General features: G+C 38.5%; 23 protein-coding genes. All 23 read right to left on the minus strand.

From position 1 onward, the window contains the following. Window positions 1-3,258 (minus strand): distal tail protein Dit, encoded by a 3,258-nt coding sequence (locus tag JG50_RS19470; RefSeq protein ID WP_160173893.1) that lies wholly within the window; start codon window positions 3,256-3,258, stop codon window positions 1-3. Window positions 3,259-3,264: 6 nt separating this feature from the next. Continuing rightward, window positions 3,265-6,312, minus strand: coding sequence for a phage tail tape measure protein (locus JG50_RS19005; RefSeq protein WP_052154369.1), 3,048 nt, complete (start codon window positions 6,310-6,312; stop codon window positions 3,265-3,267). Between the two features lie 26 nt (window positions 6,313-6,338). Then, window positions 6,339-6,674 carry a phage tail assembly chaperone gene (locus tag JG50_RS0114665; RefSeq protein ID WP_033101868.1) on the minus strand — a complete coding sequence of 112 codons (336 nt, stop codon included), beginning with the start codon at window positions 6,672-6,674 and terminating at the stop codon, window positions 6,339-6,341. Continuing rightward, window positions 6,671-6,982: a hypothetical protein gene (locus JG50_RS0114670; RefSeq protein ID WP_033101869.1), complete on the minus strand. Its 312-nt coding sequence runs from the start codon at window positions 6,980-6,982 to the stop codon at window positions 6,671-6,673. Before JG50_RS0114670 ends, JG50_RS0114665 begins: the two co-directional genes overlap by 4 nt. A gap of 28 nt (window positions 6,983-7,010) precedes the next feature. Next, on the minus strand, window positions 7,011-7,427 hold the full coding sequence (locus tag JG50_RS0114675) for a phage tail tube protein (RefSeq protein WP_033101870.1): 417 nt from the start codon (window positions 7,425-7,427) through the stop codon (window positions 7,011-7,013). 32 nt (window positions 7,428-7,459) lie between these two features. Beyond that, window positions 7,460-7,807, minus strand: coding sequence for a hypothetical protein (locus JG50_RS0114680; protein ID WP_033101871.1), 348 nt, complete (start codon window positions 7,805-7,807; stop codon window positions 7,460-7,462). Window positions 7,808-7,809: 2 nt separating this feature from the next. Next, window positions 7,810-8,172, minus strand: coding sequence for a minor capsid protein (locus JG50_RS0114685; protein ID WP_033101872.1), 363 nt, complete (start codon window positions 8,170-8,172; stop codon window positions 7,810-7,812). 14 nt (window positions 8,173-8,186) lie between these two features. Then, entirely contained in the window at window positions 8,187-8,609 is a 423-nt protein-coding gene (locus JG50_RS0114690; protein ID WP_052154370.1) for a hypothetical protein, read from the minus strand. Continuing rightward, on the minus strand, window positions 8,606-8,926 hold the full coding sequence (locus tag JG50_RS0114695; protein ID WP_033101873.1) for a hypothetical protein: 321 nt from the start codon (window positions 8,924-8,926) through the stop codon (window positions 8,606-8,608). Before JG50_RS0114695 ends, JG50_RS0114690 begins: the two co-directional genes overlap by 4 nt. A 1-nt stretch (window position 8,927) precedes the next feature. Next, complete coding sequence (locus tag JG50_RS0114700; RefSeq protein WP_052154371.1) at window positions 8,928-9,335, minus strand: hypothetical protein; 408 nt, start codon at window positions 9,333-9,335, stop codon at window positions 8,928-8,930. 10 nt (window positions 9,336-9,345) lie between these two features. Then, window positions 9,346-9,579, minus strand: coding sequence for a hypothetical protein (locus JG50_RS0114705; RefSeq protein ID WP_033101874.1), 234 nt, complete (start codon window positions 9,577-9,579; stop codon window positions 9,346-9,348). A gap of 73 nt (window positions 9,580-9,652) precedes the next feature. Further along, window positions 9,653-10,762, minus strand: coding sequence for an SU10 major capsid protein (locus JG50_RS0114710; protein ID WP_033101875.1), 1,110 nt, complete (start codon window positions 10,760-10,762; stop codon window positions 9,653-9,655). Between the two features lie 59 nt (window positions 10,763-10,821). After that, window positions 10,822-11,532: a phage scaffolding protein gene (locus tag JG50_RS0114715; protein ID WP_033101876.1), complete on the minus strand. Its 711-nt coding sequence runs from the start codon at window positions 11,530-11,532 to the stop codon at window positions 10,822-10,824. Window positions 11,533-11,635: 103 nt separating this feature from the next. Further along, window positions 11,636-12,262 carry a head fiber protein gene (locus JG50_RS19010; RefSeq protein WP_052154372.1) on the minus strand — a complete coding sequence of 209 codons (627 nt, stop codon included), beginning with the start codon at window positions 12,260-12,262 and terminating at the stop codon, window positions 11,636-11,638. A gap of 14 nt (window positions 12,263-12,276) precedes the next feature. After that, the gene (locus tag JG50_RS0114725; RefSeq protein ID WP_033101877.1) at window positions 12,277-13,146 is read right to left on the minus strand and encodes a phage minor capsid protein; all 870 of its coding nucleotides are present in this window, start codon (window positions 13,144-13,146) and stop codon (window positions 12,277-12,279) included. Continuing rightward, a complete protein-coding gene (locus tag JG50_RS0114730) occupies window positions 13,146-14,840 on the minus strand; it encodes a phage portal protein (RefSeq protein WP_052154373.1) in 1,695 nt (564 codons plus the stop codon). Before JG50_RS0114730 ends, JG50_RS0114725 begins: the two co-directional genes overlap by 1 nt. A gap of 19 nt (window positions 14,841-14,859) precedes the next feature. Further along, complete coding sequence (gene terL / locus JG50_RS0114735; RefSeq protein ID WP_235281699.1) at window positions 14,860-16,644, minus strand: phage terminase large subunit; 1,785 nt, start codon at window positions 16,642-16,644, stop codon at window positions 14,860-14,862. A 52-nt stretch (window positions 16,645-16,696) separates the two neighbouring features. Beyond that, window positions 16,697-16,978 (minus strand): hypothetical protein, encoded by a 282-nt coding sequence (locus tag JG50_RS0114740; protein ID WP_033101878.1) that lies wholly within the window; start codon window positions 16,976-16,978, stop codon window positions 16,697-16,699. A gap of 18 nt (window positions 16,979-16,996) precedes the next feature. Beyond that, entirely contained in the window at window positions 16,997-17,227 is a 231-nt protein-coding gene (locus JG50_RS0114745; protein WP_033101879.1) for a hypothetical protein, read from the minus strand. Window positions 17,228-17,787: 560 nt separating this feature from the next. Beyond that, a complete protein-coding gene (locus JG50_RS0114750; protein ID WP_033101880.1) occupies window positions 17,788-18,147 on the minus strand; it encodes a helix-turn-helix domain-containing protein in 360 nt (119 codons plus the stop codon). Between the two features lie 1,086 nt (window positions 18,148-19,233). Beyond that, window positions 19,234-19,776 (minus strand): hypothetical protein, encoded by a 543-nt coding sequence (locus JG50_RS0114755; RefSeq protein ID WP_033101881.1) that lies wholly within the window; start codon window positions 19,774-19,776, stop codon window positions 19,234-19,236. A gap of 60 nt (window positions 19,777-19,836) precedes the next feature. Further along, complete coding sequence (locus JG50_RS20215; RefSeq protein ID WP_160173894.1) at window positions 19,837-20,001, minus strand: hypothetical protein; 165 nt, start codon at window positions 19,999-20,001, stop codon at window positions 19,837-19,839. A 483-nt stretch (window positions 20,002-20,484) separates the two neighbouring features. Further along, window positions 20,485-20,877 (minus strand): hypothetical protein, encoded by a 393-nt coding sequence (locus tag JG50_RS0114760; RefSeq protein WP_033101882.1) that lies wholly within the window; start codon window positions 20,875-20,877, stop codon window positions 20,485-20,487. Between the last annotated feature and the right edge of the window lie 2 nt (window positions 20,878-20,879).

A 20,879-nucleotide genomic window follows, 5' to 3' on the forward strand; every position in this document is an offset into this window, starting at 1 on the left:
TTACAACCACCTTTCCACAAAGGAAACATCAACAGTTGCAATTCCTGCTGGGTCAATTGCGATTACATCGCCGCTTTTCACATTGAAAAAGTCAGAATCCAAATCCAAATATTCCATTATTGAAGCACCATTTAAAGTTACCAGTTGTTTTTCACAATCAACAATTAGAACATCATTGGCCGCAAAGTTTCTTGTCACCTGAACATATTCGCTGTCATTTGTGATTTTAAAGTTTGTTGTGCTGGCCGCAAATGTGATTGTGAAAATCGGGAAAGTTTCAGCAGTTCCGTTATAGACAATTGTCGAATCCCCAATTGCAACTAGGGATTCATCAAATGGATAAACTTTAGATGTCAAACTGTTCTGTGATGGAATTGTTGAATTCGCACGTTCTACAAAATAGTTGATATCTTTAAATTCCTGCGACACAACCAAATCATCAATTAAGCTATTCCATTGGTTTGTTCCCGATTTGGTACATCCGATATAAAAATAATTTGTTCCTGTTAAGTTGATCCCAGAAATTAAACTTGCAGAACCTGCTAAATTTCCGTCCAAATAAAGATTTAAGGTTGAACTGTTCCAAGTGATTCCCACGTGATGCCAACCAGCAGACGGAGAAGCAGCCACAATTTGTTGTGATCCGTTATGCCAGACTTCATATTGATTATCCGAATTTCGGAATAAAGAAAATCCATAGGTTCCATCTGCATCTATTAAATATCTTTTGAAATTTTCTGCTTCCTCATATGCAAAGAAGTCAATTGTTCCTGTGTCTTTTCCGTCATTTACAATTTCTTGTGCAAAAACTTTTAGTACTTCAGAATTTCTAGTTCCCGTGTCATTCCATCCCGTGGCATAAGGTTTTTGCTCCAACTGCCACCTGGAAACATTAGTTGGTGTTAACCTTAAAGTTGAAGTTGCTGGTTTAATTTTGTTTGGTTCTTGTTGCTGGATGAACCAAGTGATTGATGAACCAAGTGTTGGTGTTTTGCTGTTATCTGATGTTGAAAGTGTGTAACGCAAATATAACGTTTTTCCCGTCAAATCGCTTCCAGCAGGAAACAATGTTCCACCATTGGTGACGGTTGACCAGTTGGTTCCATCTAAACTTGATTCAAAAACAACATTTGTTCCTGAAGGTTTTGTTTCTGACCATTCCAAGCTGGAATTTGCAGATGTTCCAATACTCCCAACTGGATATCCTGCAATTGTTATTGTTTGGGAAGGTTTATATCCAGTTGTGAAAGAGTAGGTTGTTTTATCCAACTTTGGTGTAACTGCAACATCTGAAGTTGACAAAGTGAACTTATATTGGAACCTTGCATTTGACAGATCAGTGGTTTGTGTTATTCCCGGAATGGAACTGCCATTGGTTGTGTCTTGGTATGCTGACCAAGTTGTTCCACCATCGGTTGAAAATCTTGTTTGCAAAGAAATTGATGTTCCTGCTGGTTGTGAGCCATAAGCAGTCCAGTTTTGCAAAGTTGAAGATGCTTTCTTAACTTGTGAAATATCAATTGCAGGTGATTCATAGGTTCCTGAAGTTTTATATCCAGATGTTAGTGAAATTGTTTGGTCATATAGACATGGTGCATCGCCGGAATCTTGCATCGAGAGATGTACCCAATATTTTAATCTTTTATTTGTCAGGTCGTCCCCTTTTGTGAATGGCATAGTTGAAGACCAAGTTCCTGACCATGTGGTTGTTCCGCCTGTATTTGTTCCCAATTGGAACTTAACATCATTTGTACCACTTACACCTGAATATAAAGATTCCAAAGAAGCTGTACTATTGGAACTAAAAGTGTTTACTAAACCAACATCAGAAAGATCAAATTCCCTTGAATAAAAATCACCTGTGTAAATATGGTTTGCTGGTGGTTGGCCATAGTTTGCACCGATTTTATAATAAACTGCATCAAAATCCTTTATGATTCCTGCTGTTCCTGCTGATTGATAACCTAATAAAATTCTGCGTGTTGCATATGATTGTGAAGTTAAGTTTTTCACTAAAGTTCCATTCTGATAAAGAGCACCAGAACTTGAATTTGCAATTGCAATTCTGAACCATGCCCAATTGTTATTTGTGTTTGGAATGTTATCAATGAAACCAACTGTTCCATCAGAAATGTAAAAAGATGAAGTTCCTGTGGTTCTTGCACGAAAATCAATAGTAAATCCATTTGTGAATGTAATTGCCGGCCTTTTATCAATGCCTGTTGCTGCTGAAGCAGATGACGTGACACGAATAAAAGTTGTTCCGCCTTCAGTTGTGACAGCAGCACCAGCGGTTGAAGCACCATTCCATTGTGTTAGATCATTCATACCATCCAAATCATCCCAAGAAGGGAGTGTGATTGTAATATAGGAATTCGTTCCAGTTTGATAAACTGTGATATTATTTGTTGTTCCAGCGTTCCAATCTGAATCCGTTGTGTCCACAAACGTTTTGTCTGTTCCAGATTTAGCAAGTTGAAGAACTCCATATTGGTTTGTTCCATCTGACGCCGCAGCCGTTCCTGTAAGAGTTCCTACATTCCATGAATTGTCATTGCTGCCTGAAAAATCGGTTCCTTCCTTATCAATTGTTGTTTTCGGTGCAGTTTCCGTTCTTTTGTGTTCAATAGTTGCTAATCCATCAACTACGGATAAGTAATAGTCTTGACCAATTTCAACCTGAACCTCTTCTTGAGTAGGATTGGCAGCAGAATCTAATAAATTGGCGGTTCCTTCTTCAACCAAGATTGCCTGACCGAACTTTCCGGTTTTGTAAACCGGGTAATTGTCGGTCACTTCTGTTCCATCTTCCCGATATCGAATCCCGGTTCTTGAAAATTGTGCTGAAGCCGAACCAACCCTTTGTTCTTTTGTTTGTCCTTCAGCAACCGCATCAGGTGCAATGAATCGGATGGTTCCAATTCCAAACTCTAAAATTTCGTCAATGTCTAATTCTTTCACACAAACCGCTTGATATGTCAATTCCGGCTCATCATCAAACACCAGTTCTTTCAATTCGTCCTGCAACAACCAACCGTTTGCAATTCTAATCTTTCGCCAAAGGTCTTCACGATCTGTTCCTTTAATCAAAACACTGCATTCAATTTCATAAACATCTGTATCTACTCCGAAAAAATAAGCACCTACTTTTCCGGGAATAGATTGAAGTTTTGGTGAACGTGGTGCAGACATTCCACGTTTCACATCCAAAACTTTAGAGAAATAAACATTTGCATGTTTTCCGTTGAATGAAAACACCACGCATCACCTGACCTTTCCTTGTGATCTTAACCGTTGGTTTTTCAACCGATCTAATTCTTTTGCAAGTTTGCGAATATCGTTATCAGAACGCATGTTAACCGGTCCCGTTAAATTGATAATAGTACTTCCACTTTGCACTGCTGGCACATAATTGCTAGAACTTGCTGTATAAGAACCTGCAATTGCTGGATTGTTCAATTGTGGATTAATAGGAACGACAGATAAAGATTTCATTTGACTGGCCATTGCAGAAAGTTGTTTTTGAACTAACGGTTGTGATTTCCGCAATCCATCAGCAAACATTTTTACAAAGTTTGGTGCCCAAGTGTCTGAATCAGATGCTGGTCCCTCTTCAGTTGGTGAGTGGAATCCCAAAATCTTGGCAATTGCTTTTGCTGCATCTTTTGCTGCAGTTATTACTGCTGAAACTTTGGATTTAATTCCATCGGCAAACATGGTCAGCAAGTTTTTCCCCCACTGCAACGCCTGAGATGCCAAGCCACTAAGAGTTGATTTGATGCTATTTCCCACATTTGAAATTGTAGTTTTAATCGAATTCCAAGCAGAAGAAGTTGCAGACCTAATGCTATTCCAAACACTTGTAATCTTTGATGATATCCAAGACCAAACCGAAGAAACAACAGATTTAATTCCGTTCCAAATTGAAGAAAGAACGGATTTGATCCCGTTCCAAACGGTTAATGTTGATGTTTTTATTCCATTCCAAGCAGTTAGAATTACACTGCTAATAGCATTGAACACACTGCTTGCAACAGATTTAATACCATTCCAGACAGAAGAAACAAAAGATTTCACTGCATTCCAGACCTGATTTGTCACCTGTTTTGCAATGCCCCAAACCTTCACAATGAAGTCAACCAAATCTTGAAAATAATAGTTGTGGTTATACATCCATTCAAAGGCAGTTACAACAGCAGTTTTAATTGCATTCCAAACAGTTGACGCAAATGTTAAGATGCTGTTCCAAATTCCGACAATGAATGAAACAAGGTTATTCCAAATTGTTTGTGCAAACGTCACTATGCTGTTCCAAATTCCTGTGAAGAATGAAACGATTGAATTCCAAATAGAAGTTGTGGTTTCCACAATTCCATTCCAAAGATTAGAGAAGAATTCACCAATCGGTGCCCACAAAACCTTTAGTACTGCAATCAACCCGTTCCAAAGTGCAGTGAGAATTTGAACGAGTGAATTCCATAAAGTTTGGGTTATTTCCACCACTGCATTCCAAACCTGTTTCCAGTTGCCTGTGAATACTCCAGCGAAGATATTAATGATGTTGATGATTATGGTTATGGCTGTTGAAATGACCGTTTTAATTATGTTCCACGTAGTTTTAACAGTTATGATCATGGCCGGGAATGCCCACTTGAAATAAGCCATCACAGTTTTTGCAAATGGAGAAACAAGTGCAATAATTCCGTTTAGGATATTTGAAAATGCTTCTTTTAGGTTTGGCAAAATTTCGTGAACCCATTGGGTGACAATTCCCCACTGCTCCATAAAAAAGGAAGTCACTTCTTTAATTGCAGGTTGAAGATAAGCAACCAATTTTGAAAAACCTGCTTTGATTGCTTCCCATGTTTGGTTCACAAATTTCCTAAACCCACTGAAATGATTGTAGGCATATACAATGGCAGCACCGATTGCAATAATTGCAGCAACAACACCTGCAATTATTCCAATTGTTGCGGCAACGGTTCCAATAGCAACACCAAAAGCAGCAGCCATTGCCCCCAAACCGGCAACAGCTAGTGCTATAACACTCCCAACAATGAGAAGGATAGAAACAATTGCTGCTGAAATTGCAAGGAAAGATTTCATTGGCTGGGAAAGGTTATTGAACCAATTGGCAAGTTTAGTCAATGCTTGAGCGATTACATTAATTGCTGGTGAAAGTGCATCCCCAATGGAAATTTGTAATGTTTCAACAGCACCACCTAATTGTTCGATCGAACCTTTCAGGTTTTCTTTCATTTGTTTGGCTGTTCGTGCTGCCGCACCGTCCGATTTTTCAAGTCCAGCAACCAGCTTATTAAATGCAGATGGGGATTTATTTAATAGTACTAGCATTCCAGACATTGCTTCCGTTCCAAAGATGGTTGAAGCTGCTGCGGTTCGCTGTTCTTTTCCCATTCCTCGCAGTTTTGTCATTACTTCATTTAATAACTGGGGAGTTGGTTTGATTTTTCCATTTGCGGTTGTCAAACTGATTCCCATGGCTTCAATTGCTTTTGCTGCTTCTTTAGGTGGATCGACCAGTCTTGCCAATGCCATCCTCAATGTCGTCCCTGCTTGTTCACCTTTTAAACCTGCATCCGTCATTACCCCAACTGCTGCGGATAACCATTCCAAGGAAAAACCAAGTTGTTTTGCAACTGGTGCTGCATATTTGAATGCATAACCTAAATCATTAATATCTGCTGCTGATTGGTTTGCAGATTGTGCAAGAACATCTGCAACGTGTGAAGCTTCACTTGCTTTCAATCCAAAACCGTTCAATGCTGCAGTCACTACATCGGTTACGGTTGCCATATCTTCACCAGATGCTTCTGCTGCAGCAATAACACCAGGCATAGCAGCAATGATTTGATTTGTACTGTAACCTGCAGCAGCCATTTGCTGCATCCCTTGTGCAACTTCACTTGCAGATTTAGAAGTTGATGCACCTAAATCAAGTGCTGCCTGCCTTAACCTTTGCATATCTGAACTTGAAGCACCTGCAATTGCACCCACTTTATCTATTTCTGCTTCAAAATCTGCTGCTTTTTTGATTGAAAATCCTAAAGCCGCACCAATAACCGTCCCAGCTGTCCCCAAAGCAGCACCGACTGCAAACCCTTGGTCTTGAATTTTCCTGCCAGCTTTTTCAAAACTGGTTCCGGCCTTTTCAAAGGATTTTCCCATGTCATTCCCAGATTTTTCAATTGCAGCACCAGCAGCCTGTACTGATGCTTGTGCCTTAACCATAGATGCCTGGAGTTGGGAAATGTCCGCAGTAAATTTTGCTGCAACCTGAGATATTGCCAAATAAAAAACCTCCTTTCTTGGAGGGATTAATTAAAACCAAATGTTTTCTTCAACTCATCTAGTTTCTTCTTTTGAATTTCTTTATCCATTTTCTTTGTTTTCTTCTTCTTGCCTATCAATTTTTCAACCGAAACTGGCCGTTTCAAATTTCCTGAAGCGTTCATGATATTAGCAGCGTGCCATGCAAGCATTTGTTGATAAATTTCCCATTTTCTTTCTTCTACTTCATTGTAAGAATCAACCAGTAAAAGAAATTCACTAGGGACGAGTTCCCAAAATTCGTTTGGTTTCATCCCTAGTGGTCCATATGCTAATTTTTGAAGTTCATCCCAATTCCATGACAAACTGTCATCATCATTCACTTTCCCGGTTCTTGTTCACCTTTGTTTCCCAGTGCAAGTTGAATTGCTTCTGCAACTGCTTCAGAAATTTCTTTAAGTTCTCCTTGGTCGATCATTTCACCAGCTTCTTCAACAGTTAAATCAGGAAGTTCATGCAGCAATCCTGCCCAAAGAAGCAAACGAATATCTTTAAACTTAACTTTTCCATCCTGCAATTGCATCAAATCCATTCCTGCATCCTCAAGTTCGCAAAAAGCATTGAACGTATATTTCAATTTTCTAGGTTTATCGAGGTTAACAGAAACAAATCCTCTTTTTTTGTTTGCCATAGAACCACCAACTTTCTATTTATGTGAATTAGTTCGTGATCGTTAATGCACCAGAACCGGAAATTGTTAAAGAATAGGTTGCACCGTCATCATTGGGGAACTCCAATGGGAAATCAGTGATGTATCCGGCTCCGCTATATTTTTTGCCACTGGGCAACCGCAGTTCGACCTGAACAGGTTGTCGATCTTCAAATAAAGTTTCCAAATGGTCAAGTGCTTGATCAGAATCAACAATAAATCCTTCGCACTCGATTGACCAATTTTTTCTTCCTATGATCGTATCACCATAACCTGCCGGATCAGTTTTAGAACTTACATCAATTTCATCTGCACCACGGTTTAAAGTTGCGTCACCTTGGCCACCTAAAACAACATAGTTTGGTGACGCATCCGTTCCAACATTCACATAAAGCAGAACGTCAACACCAGCAATTTTGTTAGACATGAAGCACTACCACCTTTCAATTGTTAATTAGATTAAAGGGAAACCTTCAAAACACAAACATTGCCCGTTGCACCTGCAGAAAAGTCAACATAAACTGTGCTGGCAGAATCCTGATTATACAAATCAGTGTTGAATGGTCCAATGACCTTTGTCGCCCCAGCAGCAACCACAACATCTTTTTGACCAGTACGGCCAAATTCATCAGCAGCAAATTTGACCGTTACGGTCATATCCGAATCACCAGTATTTTCGGCAAACAAAATATGCCTTCCACTATTGCCAGTGAAAGACATTCCATTGGTTGCATCAATTGTGGTATCAATTGCAAAAACAAAACCGTTATCTGTTGCAACATCAACCGGAATTGAAGTCCTTGCCATTCTCATTCCTCCTGATCAGTGATGAATTGAAAATCAACCGAATATAAAAAACAACCATCTTCCATCTGTTGAATGAAAGAAGGTTGTGAAGCAGTGCAAAGAATTACATAGGCGGTTCCAACCTGGAAACCTGTTTTCATTCGCAATGACTCATATATTTCCCATGATTTTGACTCTGCAGTTTGCATATCAGTATTTTTGATTAAACATTGTGCGTTGATGCGGTTGATAGAACTGGAATTGGTTTGCGTTGGAAACATTCTCACCATTCCGATGTTGGGATTTTGAACAGATGGGAATTGATTATTAAAAAATGTGTAGTCGAAATTAGATTCCAGAAATGATGAAAGTTCATAAACGTGCAATTTCGCATCACCACCTATTCAAAAGAATCAAGAATGTTTCCAATTCCATCATTAACGTACTTAGCATAAGTTTCAGCTTCGCCTTCAAGGGGTCTTGAAAGGTATTTAGGCCCGACTGAATAATGCTTTCCTGACATACCAATCCCACCTGGTTTTGCTCTAGAACCAGGCCCAAGGTTATAAACTCCATCATGCATTTTAACCGCATAATCACAACCATTATTAAAAGCAGAAAATGAAACGGTTGCTGATCTTTTTGTTAATTCTACTTTATAACTCTTTTCAAGAATCCCCTCATCGTGTGGTGCTGCACCTGAAGAGGTCAACGCCAAAGAATCCCCGATATCACGAATTCTATTTGCAGTTTCTTTATCAATCAATTCGTAAGCAATCCCGAAATTCTTCACGTCAATGTCCACTTTTGCTTTAAACTTCATTGGGCAAACACCACCGTGAGCACAGCCGTTCCATCTATAAATTTAATCAACTGAATTTTTGCCGGCGAACGTTCAACGGTTTGATTCAACTCATTAGTAAAAGAAATTTTGTCCACATACTGAACATCGACAGCACCTTCAAGAAAAATTTTGAAGGTGGTCATGATTGTGTTTCCATGTTGATCCACAATTTGTTGGGAACCTTCTTCAATTCTGCAATTGTAGTCAATTTCTTCACCGTAGATAGGTTTCCCCCAAGAGTCAACACCAGTTGCTTTTTTGATGGTAATTTTATCGGGCAATGGAATCAATGCCATTTCACATCACCAACCAACCAATGTTGCCATCATAGGAAGTGTTTCCACGGTTGCTTTGGTCTTCAGCAATGATCCTGCTTGCTTCCGGTGCAATATATTGGACAGGAACACCTTTTGTTTGAATACTAATTCCAGAAACACCAATTCCCGTTACTCCCATTTCAGCTTTCAGAATAGTGTCGTCCTGTCTCAGCATCCAAAGTGCTTGTTCATAGATTGCAGGTAAAGGAATTTGGTTGACAGGGTTGCTAATATCATAAAGACCACGAAATTCACGATATAGAACAATTTCAGCATTGTTTAGTGCTTTTTGTTTAACAGTATCATCTGCTTGATCCCAAGGTTGGGAATGAAGAACGTTTTCATCAAAATAGGCGTTGGCATCTGTTAAACTAACGGTTTTTGCCATCATAAACCACCTACTTCTTTTTAGAAACTGGTTTTGTTTTGGCCTTTGCTTCCTCTTTAGGTTGATCTTTTGATTCAGATGTTTGTTCAGATTGCGGTTGATCCACCCGTTCAACATCAGCTAATTTTTCTAGTGCTTCAATTACTTCCTTAATAGTTGTTTTAAATTTTCCGTTGCGGAATTTGTAATAGATGCCATTTACTTTGAAACTTAGTCCTTTGTATATGGATTTGAATTCTGCCAACAAAACCACCACCTTTTAGATTGAGATGAAAAATAATTCCCGTGGAATTGTTAACCACGGGAATCAATTGTTATTAAGCAAGGTTTTTAATTCGTCCATGTGCTTTTTCTTGTTTGAATTCCAAAGTATATTCCCCAACAATTTGCCCCGTGACATAGTCACCTTTTTTGCCCAGGTATTCATGGAAGAATTCACGACCAGCCAAAGGACGAATTTGAATCCGGTTCAGATCAATCATGAACAATTCATTTGGATCAAGGTTGTTGTTCAGGATCACCGGGAATTTACCGAAATCAGTTACAATCGTGTCAACAACTTGACCACGGAAAGTTTCTTGCTGAGTTAGGCGAAGTTTGTCAGCTTGCAGGTTAGAAATAACCACTTTTTGTTTTGCAGGAACCATGATGATATGTTGACTTCCACCTTTGAAACCACCAGCTTCATAAATATCTTGTGCCAATTGGTTGATGTCGTCCAATTTCAAAGTAGCCCCTTGAAGATTAGAAACATTGGTGTTTACGAATTTACGCACACCATTCATTTGGCGAACTTGACCATTTTCATATTTAATGCCGTTAATCAATGCTTTTTCCAATTGATGAGCAACAACCATCAATTTTTTAGCACGTTCATATTCATAAGGATCTTGCCCATTCGTTCCATAAAGAGACATAGACAAAGCAGTTCCAGAAACTTCAATCGTTTCATCAATAATTTGCGTGATATTATCAACACGCACACGGGAACTTTTGCGTGCCGTTCTTGCATCAGCACCTTCAGTTCCTTCTACGAACATGAATTGTACTTTTGCGTCATCAGCAATTGCTGCTGCAGTGGTTCCAGCATAACCACGAACAACCGTGAGCGTATTGGTTCCAGCATCAACAGCAGTTACCAACAACAATTCTTCACCAATTTTGATTACGTCATTTGCAGCAAAAATGGAGGCATCATCAACAACTAAAGAAGTATCGGTTGCAAGATAACCTTCACCATTATTAATTGCGGTTTCATCCGGCAACATTGCATCTTCGATCCATTCGTGCTTGACATTGGTAATCGGTTGACCAAAACCAAGCAAAGAAATCAAAGGTGTGTCATGGGGATTAAGCAACAGCATTTCATCAACAACAGATTCTTGAATGCCGACAAGATCAGCTTTGTAAATCGGATTTTTTGCCATTAAAAATCATCTCCTTAACAATCATAATTTTCATTAAATATAATTTATAGAAATGCGGTTTAACGGTTATAGAATCCGTATTTCCGCTTTAGCATCACCAAGTTCACATAATCAGCAGGTGAATTTGTTCGTTTATATTTTTCTTCAGCTTCTTTAACCAATTGCTCAGCTGTTTTTTCAGGTTTTTCAACATCAGGATTGGAAGGTTCACCAATCGGTTTTGGTTTTTCCTTTTGTTGGCCAACCAAGAAAGGATTTTGTTCAATCAGGTTTTTCACAACATCTTCAAGACCAACAAAATTTCCTTCTTCATCAATTTCTACATCAGAAAGATCAGCCAGTTTAAGTGCAGCATCTACATATTGGATATTGTTTTGTTGTGCCAGTTGGCGGAATTGGAATTGAAGTTCTTTTTGTCTCATTTGTTCCTGCATTGCGTTGTACTTGTTCAACAACTCATCCCGTTCTTGCTGCAGTTTTTCAAATTGTTTCTGCATCTTTTCTTGTTCGGAAAGTTGTTGAAGTTCCACTTCTTCTTTGAACTTCTTCAATTCCTCGTACTCTTTCTTGATGTCGTTAAATCCTTCATATTTCTTACGTTCACGGTTCAAGCGGTCTTGAACTGCCTTTTGAATGCGTTCATTCAATTCTTCCTCCGTGAACATCTTTTGTTGCTGTTGGTTTTCAGTTCCCGTGTTTTCCGTCCCGGCAGACGATTCACCAACAGTTTCACTTGATTCTATGCTGATCATATTTTTGTTATCTTCCATATTAAACATCCTCCTTTACTCGTATAGCTTTTAAGGACTTCAAACGGTTTGGTCCATAAATACACGACAGTTTAACGACTTATCGGAGGTCAACTATTTTATATTACTCGGCCATAATTCCGGCCGCTCTCAACTTCGCAAGAAGTGCATTAAAGTCAGCAACAAGCCTCGCCACATCTTCAGCAGAAGAATCCGCTTGTGCTTCTGCCTGACTAGCTGAAAGCTTAGCCGCAAGCTTTGAATCAACTTCTGTTTTTGTGTAAACGGAACTTGCATCAGCTTTAGCAGAAACTAAGGAATCCACTTCAGTTTTTGTGTAATAACTTCCTAAGCTGTTTTCTAACTCTGATGCATCAATAAATTTAGAATCAGCTTCCGATTTTGTATAGTAATTCGAAAGATCGGCGGACTCTACAAATTTGGTATAAACAAATTTCCCACTCTCATCCTTTTTAACAAGAGTAAACGGAATTGCTTTTACCCCGTTGACATCTTCATCTACAACTTCTTTTTTGCCCCTCGTGTCTTCCTCAATGTCTGTTTTCATCTTATTATTAATGGGTTTTGTCACATCAGGATTGTTGCTGTGTCTAAACTTCCCGTCTGATTCTTTGGCAACAAAAACAATAGGAATGGCTTTTTGTCCTGCAGAATCTTCATCCACAACCATGGCCATTCCTTCGGAATCTGTTTCAATGGGATATTTCATTTTATTGTTCAGGTCTGGCAATTCATTCACCACCTTTAAGAGATATTGTTTTTCGCCTTAATCTGTGGCGGTAAAACCTCGAGTGTTCTAAACGGTAAGACGTGATGCTTGCAATTTGGATGGAAAATTCCGCTTCCTCTCATTCTTAGAGTAGAAAGCAACGGATAATCCCCAGGTGCTCTTTCGTCCAGTTTGACAATTCGACCTTCCCACCTTGCACAGGAAGCATGTTTTGATCCATGGGAACTAATCACTCCATAAAATGCTTCACGTGTTAGTGATTCATTAACAGTCCCGTCAATTTGTGCTTGCATGATTTTTGTTCTGGCAATCATTTTTGAATAAGATTCAATTGTCCAATTCTTTCCTGCACGGTCAATGATTGAAAAGTGTGCATCCTTCATTGCTTGTTCTCGCAAATCGTTTATAATCTTGCGGGAAATTTCTTTTGAAGAACGGTTTAATTCCCGTCCTTTCAGATTTTCAACAACTACTTTAGTAATTGTGTCTTTAATTCTTTGTCTGGTGTTATTGGTCATAAGAAGAAGGTCATTATATGTGACTTGACCAATTGATTTCATGGTTGCTTGGGCAAGTTGATTTTCCAAATCAACCATTTTTCGTGCAATTGTCATTGACCTGGCATCTCCAAGCGTGTAAATGGCATTTGCTGCACCAGTTTCATATGCAAATTCAACTGCTTTCTTCACCCATTTGGATGCTTGAGTATCTGCATCAGCAAGAATTTTATTGACGTTTCTTTCAACCTTGTCATAATTAGTTAAGGAATAAAAATCAATGGTTCCCAAATAAGAAACTAATTTTGAAGCTGCCTTTTCATAAATGGCAATTAGTTGGGCAACAATTTCTTCATAAGATTCCCGTGGTGGGATGTTGAAGGTCATTATTGACCACCACCATTATCTTGTTGGGCATTGTCTTGTTGTTGGTCATCTTGCTGCTGTTGTTCATTGTCGTTCCAATTTAAATCCACAGACGGTTGGATTTTCATTTCTTCAAGTGCTTGTTTCTTTTCTTCTTGAATTGCTTCATAAATCATTTCCGCCTGTTTTGTATCCATGTTTTGCAGATATTTAATGGCCGTCAGTGTATCAATGGTTTGTTTATTCCCTGTTCGCAATGCCATGATTTGTGCTTCTTCTAATTCGTTCTGTGGCAATCCATCTTTCCAAACAATTTTCGGATAAACAGGTTCATATTCGGGAATGTCGGTTTCAAATTTTTCACGAACATATCGTTCCATTTGCATTGCTGTCCAAAGTGCATCCCGAATTGCTTTGTCAATGTTAACCCGAATTCGTTTTACTTTAGACAAGATTGGCATGAAACGTGCCTTGATTGCGGCACCATCCGTGTGTGAAGTTCCCGTTCCCCCATTGTCAATTTCGGTGATTGTACTTCCGAAAATCCATTGTGGGGTTTCAGAAATTGCAAACACCATTCCAATTAGTCGATCCAATTCACGGAAAGCAGAATCTAAACGGGAATCAAATTGGATAACACCCGGCACAACGTCACCAGGATTAATTTTCATATATCTGCCGCCCATTCGGATATCATCATCATGATTGATAGGTGGTCCATAAAGTGTGGGATCGGCATGTTTCCATAAAACGTAATCAATCTGTACTAAACGATCTTCAATTGCCGTAATCAAAGATTCAATAGGTTCAATATTGTTCCTGCCTTGCCAATCATCATCAACTGATAGATATGGAGCATGAATGATCGGAATGTGATTCAATCCCGTTTCCTGAACATCGCTTGATCTGCCAGTGCTAACCCTTTCAACAATCCTATAAAGCTGAATGTTTGCACCAAATTGATCAAACACATCTTTTTCTTCTAGTCTATATTTCTCATAAAAAATGAATCCTGGGATGTGACGTTCAACATTCAGGTATGGCGTTTCCTTTTTCACTTCATCAACATAGGAAACATAACAAATGTTAACCGCTTTGTATTTCTTTCTATCCTTTTCTGAAACCTCAGGGAAAACTAAGTTTGCCGGGATTGGTTCAATAATGACTTCAGGTTGAATTCCAATTTCAGAAAGGTCTTTGATTAAACCAGTTGCAAGCAATTCACTATAATCTTCACGATAACCATAATAAACTTTTAGCCAACCATCACCACGTATTCCACTGCCTACAACTAAATCATATCCAACCTTGTTCAAATCGTTTTCCTCAATCAAATATTCAAGCCTTTCCTGTTCTGGTGATCCATCACTTTCACCTGAAAGATAGGTCGGTGGTTCACCGAACATCAAATCGGCAGGTTTTGTAGTTAATGCTTGAACAAGATTACATGCAATGTACAATTTCGCTAATTTATCAGCATGCGGTGTATCCTTCAAAATGCTGGTTGCCCGCTCAACCAGTTCTGCTTGTCGTCCTTCAAAGTAATATTTGCCTCTAATATATCGGGATAACCGCCTCAATGACGCATCATCCGGGAATTGTTTCCCCACATCAAACAGTTTATTTGGAGAAATTGCAGGATAATAACCTGTTTCAAGTACACTATCGTTATCATCGTTTAAATCTCCATCATAAATTGGTTTTATATAATCCATCGATTTCACCACCTTTCTGTTACATCCACCAGGGTTTATCTATCACTTCGACATTCCCAGTTTTAGCAACATCAAGCGACATGGACAAGGAATCTGGACCGTCATCATTAGCGTTCGCCCCGAACAGTTCAAATTGTTCAAGCAATCGCACGTGTTTCCGGTTGAATTGAATATGGCCGTTCACAATATCAGGTTTCATTGCTTCAATTCTCAATTCTTTCTTGGTACGGTTTTTGATTTCTTTAACTCTTGTATAACTTGGATAACCAACGTTCTTCAACCGTTCCTTCAAAGTAAAGGTTAAAAATTCCTGTGCAACGTTGGAATCTGCTGCAATTCCGTCAGGTTCCCAATATAGAACCCGGTCAACAATGTGATCCAAGAATTGATCAGGATGAATTTTTTCAATGAAAGATTCGGCTACATATGATGTTCCGGTTCTTTTATGCTTTGCAATTACTGTCAAAGCATTATAATCGCCACGTTCTTTCTTGCCCATTGCAAAGTCAATTCCAAAATAGATGTAGTAATTTCCATCCTTGAAGTTCTTCTGTGTCGGTTCGTAGAAATGAAAGTCACGTTCAATGTTAAAGATTTGACTTTCTTCATCAATGGGATTGTTCTGAAATTCTGTGTTGAATTTCTTTGAATCCGTCCATTTAAATGTCATCAAATCCCAAAGTTCTTTTGCTTCCCAAAGAACAATTGCACCTTTGTCCATTTCTTCTTTGTGTTGTTCATAAAAAAGACGTGCTTGCTTAGCACGTTCTTCTTTAGGAAGTTCTTGATTTTTATAAATTTGCTCACATTCCGCCCACAAATCCATTCTTTCAGGCGGTTTTACCAAAGCACGATAGATTTTAGTTTTAAAATCTGGCCGTTGATGGAGAATATCCATCAATAAACATTCAGGATGAACTGTCGTTCCCATATAAACCATTGCCGTTTTCTTCCCTTTGGGATCACCCAATGGTTCAATCTTGCCCACAAACCAATCTTTTAATTTTTGACGTTGTTCTGGTGTTGCTGCGTTGCTATGGTCATCTTCCAAATCATCACAAATAATTAAATCTGGCCTAGTTCCCATCCAGTTTGCACCACGTATTGCTTGCCCGGTTGAATATGCTTCAACCAATGTCAACAGCTTGGGGGAATCGCCATGGTCTTCCCATGCAATGAAACTTGTGGCATTATCCTGTTTGTTCCGCTGTTCTTTTGGATGAAGAAGTTCCCCGTAATCTTCCCTTAACTTATCGTTATATTTAAGTTGTGTTTTTAGCCAGTCAAGATTTTTTGTCGATACGTTTGGTGTTTCAGAAATTGTGATGATGTATTTTCTTTTCCTGAAAACCACTTCATGGCATGGAAAAGCCTTAGAAAGATAAGTTGATTTTGCATGACCACGTGGTGCGGCCACACAAACCTTTGCGTTCCTTTCAACTAAGGAAACGTGATTCATGATATCGCAGATTTCACGGTGAAATTGTGCAAATTCATCCGGCGATTTTAAATCAAATCCATCGAAGTTTCCAGCTTTGTTTTCATGATTGCCTACTTCGCTAAAATACTCCCAGGTGAAATATGCTAGATCAACTTCTGAACGGTGAATTCTTTTTAACCGTTTAAGTTCCTTGGCAATTTGCCAAACCTCAATTGCTTTTTCCTCATCCATTTCTGCTAAAAGTGATAAATCATCAATTTGATAATCGGATTTGATTTTGGTTAAGTATTTTTCATAAAGATCAATTAGTTCTTGTCTTTGTTTACGATTTAGGAATCGTTTTTCAGAAGCTATCCATGCCATTTCTGAAACCACCACCTTTCATGACCATCCAAGTAGTTCCTGGAACAGCTTTCTAAATTCGTCTATTCTTTTCTTCAATTTTTTTGTTTTCCAGTTCTAAAGCAACTTTTGCTTTGAAATCTTCATTCATCTTGTCCCAAAGCCAGGCATTCATTTCTTCCAAATTTACATTTCTTTTGATTAATCTTTCTTTGTCGGGATTATTTAGTTCCTTGTTGGTTTCTTTCAATTGTCGTTCCAAAACATTAATCTGAGATTCCATCATCTTTACCAGGTCTAAATCAATTGCAAAATTGGCCAATGTTTCAATCAAAAACTTTCCGTCATCATTCATTTCGCATTTCCCCTTTCATTAGTCAAGGTCTAACGGTGGTCGTTCTAACTTCCCACTAAATCTTCCTTCTAAAATCAGAGTGTTTACAGCGGACTTCTTCAATTCATACCAAGATGATGTTTTTCCATTTTCCCAATGTACACGGGCAAACTTTCGGCCAGGTTTATGATTTACCCAAACATTCCCGTTCTCATCATGAATTGGCTCACCCTGCAATTGCTCAGTAACAAATTCTACGGACTTCAACATTGGCATCCACCTGCTTTTTCCTGAAATTGTTCGGCACACAATTGTGCAGATACTTTTACTTCACAATTCCGGCTCACAATGTCGTTACCAAACCATTGAGCTTTAGTTGCAATTGCTTTATCACAATAAAGTCAAAGTTTAAAATTGATATCTAGATATATTTCCCACAAGCCGCACGGACATCAGATACCCGGCTTGGGGGTTTTGTTTGACCATCTTTCACGGTCAATTTTTGTGTTGGCAAACTTTTGGTTCACAAATTTATAAGGTTACGTTTCTGCGGTTTTGTAACCTTATCAAGCCAAACCATTGATCCTACAAGCATTTGAACCCAACGGTTTGCCCCACAATTGTTACGTAACCACCATTGCTTTGCTCCTACAATTGTTGCCTCGAAAATTTTTCAAGTCGCTTTCCATTCCGGGCCTGCACGAAGTGTTTTTAATGCATTTCTGACGTTTAAGACAAGAAAAGCAACATAAAAACAGCCATCAATTTTTCCTAGAAAATCAATGGCTACTCTGCAATCGTGCCCCCTAAAATTGTTAATGTCGCAACTGTCATAAATTCTTTAATTCTTCACGCAATTTGCTGATGTCAATTTGATTATTAACCGTCACTTGTGCATCCTTATCTGGTGTCAACAATCCATGACTGGACAAAATCAATTTTGTCATGGCTGCATTCTTTTCAACAATGGCCGCCTCATATGCAGCATCCAAAACTGCTTTTAATCTGTGCTTTCCGCTATCTACGATCATTTGATTAAGGCATTTTCTGAAATCAGGATCACGTTGCCATCTGTACAATTGCCGAACAGAAACTTCAACCTTATCCTTGTGTTGCTTGGCAATTTGTTCAATAGACATTCCTTCAAGTAATTTTTCCATCACAAAATAATGCCTGCTGTCTAGTTTCATCTACAAACCTCCTCACTTTTTAAACTTATCCAAAAACTCAGTTAGATAATGATGCCAATATATTTTTGTTAGCACAAACAGATAAATCCACAGAGGAATTGACTTGATCAGCAATCGTTTGATTCTCAATTTTATCTTTGATTGTTTCTGAATCACTTTTCATCAAAACTTTCTATGTCAACATTCAGGCACGAAAAATCGGCCATGTGTTGACCGCAAATGCTCGTGCCGGCGAATCTCGCTGCCTATCTATTTTTAATTGGGAATTGCATGCAGAAGAAATGAAAGGTGTAAAGATTGTTTATGTGAAAAGTTGAAGATAAAACACTTTAATCTAATTCAATTGTCTTTTCTCTGCGATTTCTTTTTATAAAAGATAATCACAAAAGAATAATAGATCTTGCAGGAAGAAAATCTTTGATTTTCTGACTGCACTTGCGTAAGCAAGTCTATATAATGAACTTTGATATGTGATTTAATAGCATTAAAACCCTTATATATCAATGGTTTTAATTATCGCTGCAATATTTATTTATTTTATAGTTATATTTTTTTTAGTTTATAATTCTTTTTTTTATTTATAGTTCAACCGTTTGAACTTTGACATGAACTTGTAACAAAAACAAAATCCCCGTCACCTGGCAAATGGCAACGGGGAACGTTCTCTTCTGGGAATGGTTCAATTCCATTCCAGCGTATAAACTTAGGTCAACCAAGAGTGGTCGACAGAGTTGGTCGCATGGACCTAACATTCACTTAAGGTTGGATTCTTTGACCCAACATAATGACAAGTGATTGCTTTGCAGCAATGCAAACATGTCGTCTTACTCAATTGCTTCTGTGCAATTGGGATGTTATTCAATGAAAGGGGAATGGGAAATGAAAAATGGTTTTACAACGTAAGTTCATGATTAATGAGAATTTAGGCAGGGCGACATTCCTGCATCTCCAATTTGATGGTGATGGCTGCCTGTTCCATCCTCTAAATTCTCATTTGAGTTTGAGGAAAAAATAATTTTTCCCCTATAATAACGCGAAAAAGTCCCGTAACTCATCATTTTTGTGTTTTTGAACAAAAAAAAACCATCATACAAGCTGAGGAATTGTTTTAAGGTATTCCGTTTTGATCCGTTCTAATTCTTCCATCTGACCATATGGTATGGAAACAAATTCTGTGCCCAATCTTATATCAATCTTTTCGGGCAACTTATATGTATCCCACAACCACCTGCAATTGTCGATCAAATCCAATATATCCCCACTGCATCCAATCCCTAGATGGTACATTCCAACCTTTCTTTTTTCCAATTCTGGATTCAACTTTGCCTGGACAAAGAATTCAACAGCCAACGGTGGATAACCTAATGTGATTCCCAACAGTCTGTGGAATTCGGGTGAATTTGCTTCTGTGTATTCAAGTTCTTTTTTGAACCGTTCCTTTTGCTCCTGATCTTGAAAAAAGACATAAGTTTCAGCACCAGGAATCAGAACAATCTTTTCAGTTTCTTGGCTGCTTATGTAAGGAAAGTTTTCTACAAGAAAAGGCAGTCTCTTTGCAAACTCTGATTCCAATGTTGTTCTGTAAATGGCCGGTTTCAATCCTTGGATAAACATCTCAAAGAAATTCATGTTATTCCTCCTTAGCGAAAAGAGAGAGGAACCAAAAAGTGGTTCCTCCCCCATTATAGTTTACCATTGTGGCGAGTCACACTCAGTGCAAACAATTTTTCCGCCGTCTGTCCAGACTAATTTCTCAGCACCACAAACTCTACATCGACCTTTAACTTCCCTGCCAGTTGGGACAATCCCAAAAGCGACAATCAAATTTTCCATCTCCAATTTCTCTTTTTCCATCGGGCATTCCTCCCTGAAAATTTGAAAATTTTGATGTCTGGAAGTTGGAATGTTGGTGGAAAAAGATTTTGTTGTTATATTTTGAATATTTCCATTTCTTATTTTCATTATATTCAATTTCTGTAATTTGTTCAATATGTCTAACACTTATTTTTCAGAAAATTTTCCGCCCGGAATTTTGACCTTATGTTATGAGCAACAATGATTAAATTTCACAAACTCATGAAAAGCACTTCCAGGCCTTATGTATCAATGGTTTCAGCGATTTTATCCTCTTCCAACCACCCATCTAAAATCCTCTGTAAGCAAAGTTTGTGAAAAAGAGAAAAATGGCGGAATCACTTGCCATTCCTGAGGTTTCACGATCACGACAATTTTGCAGGTGTCATAGGTATCTGGATTTAAAAGTTGCCTTAGAAAGGCGTATAGAAGGCCATTTTGAACAAAAAAATTGCTGGCAGTTCCATCAAGGAACCACCAGCGTTAAAAGTTAAACATGGGTACGTATACGTTTTTTGCGTGGCCTTCATAAGGTATCTTAAATTGTTCAATCAACTGTTCCTTAACAAGTATTTCATTCAATTTTGCAATTCGTGAACGGTGAACCCCTGTGTTTTTAGTAATTTGATCCATGGAAGGAAAAGCACAACCTTCCAATTCATGACCTGGAATTCTGCAGACCATTGACAGATAAAACATATAAAGGACAATAGCATCCCGTGCATCTGACTTTTTGTACTTTTTCAGCATGGCTGGCAATTTCTTTTGATAAGCAAAAAGCGGGAACATCCCAAATTTGATGTCCCCACATTCTAACTTCTTTCTTTGCTCTTCTGATTTCTTCACGGATTGTTTAATCAAATCCATCTTTTTCATTT

The sequence above is a fragment of the Thermoactinomyces daqus genome (assembly GCF_000763315.1).
Taxonomy (GTDB): domain Bacteria; phylum Bacillota; class Bacilli; order Thermoactinomycetales; family Thermoactinomycetaceae; genus Thermoactinomyces_A; species Thermoactinomyces_A daqus.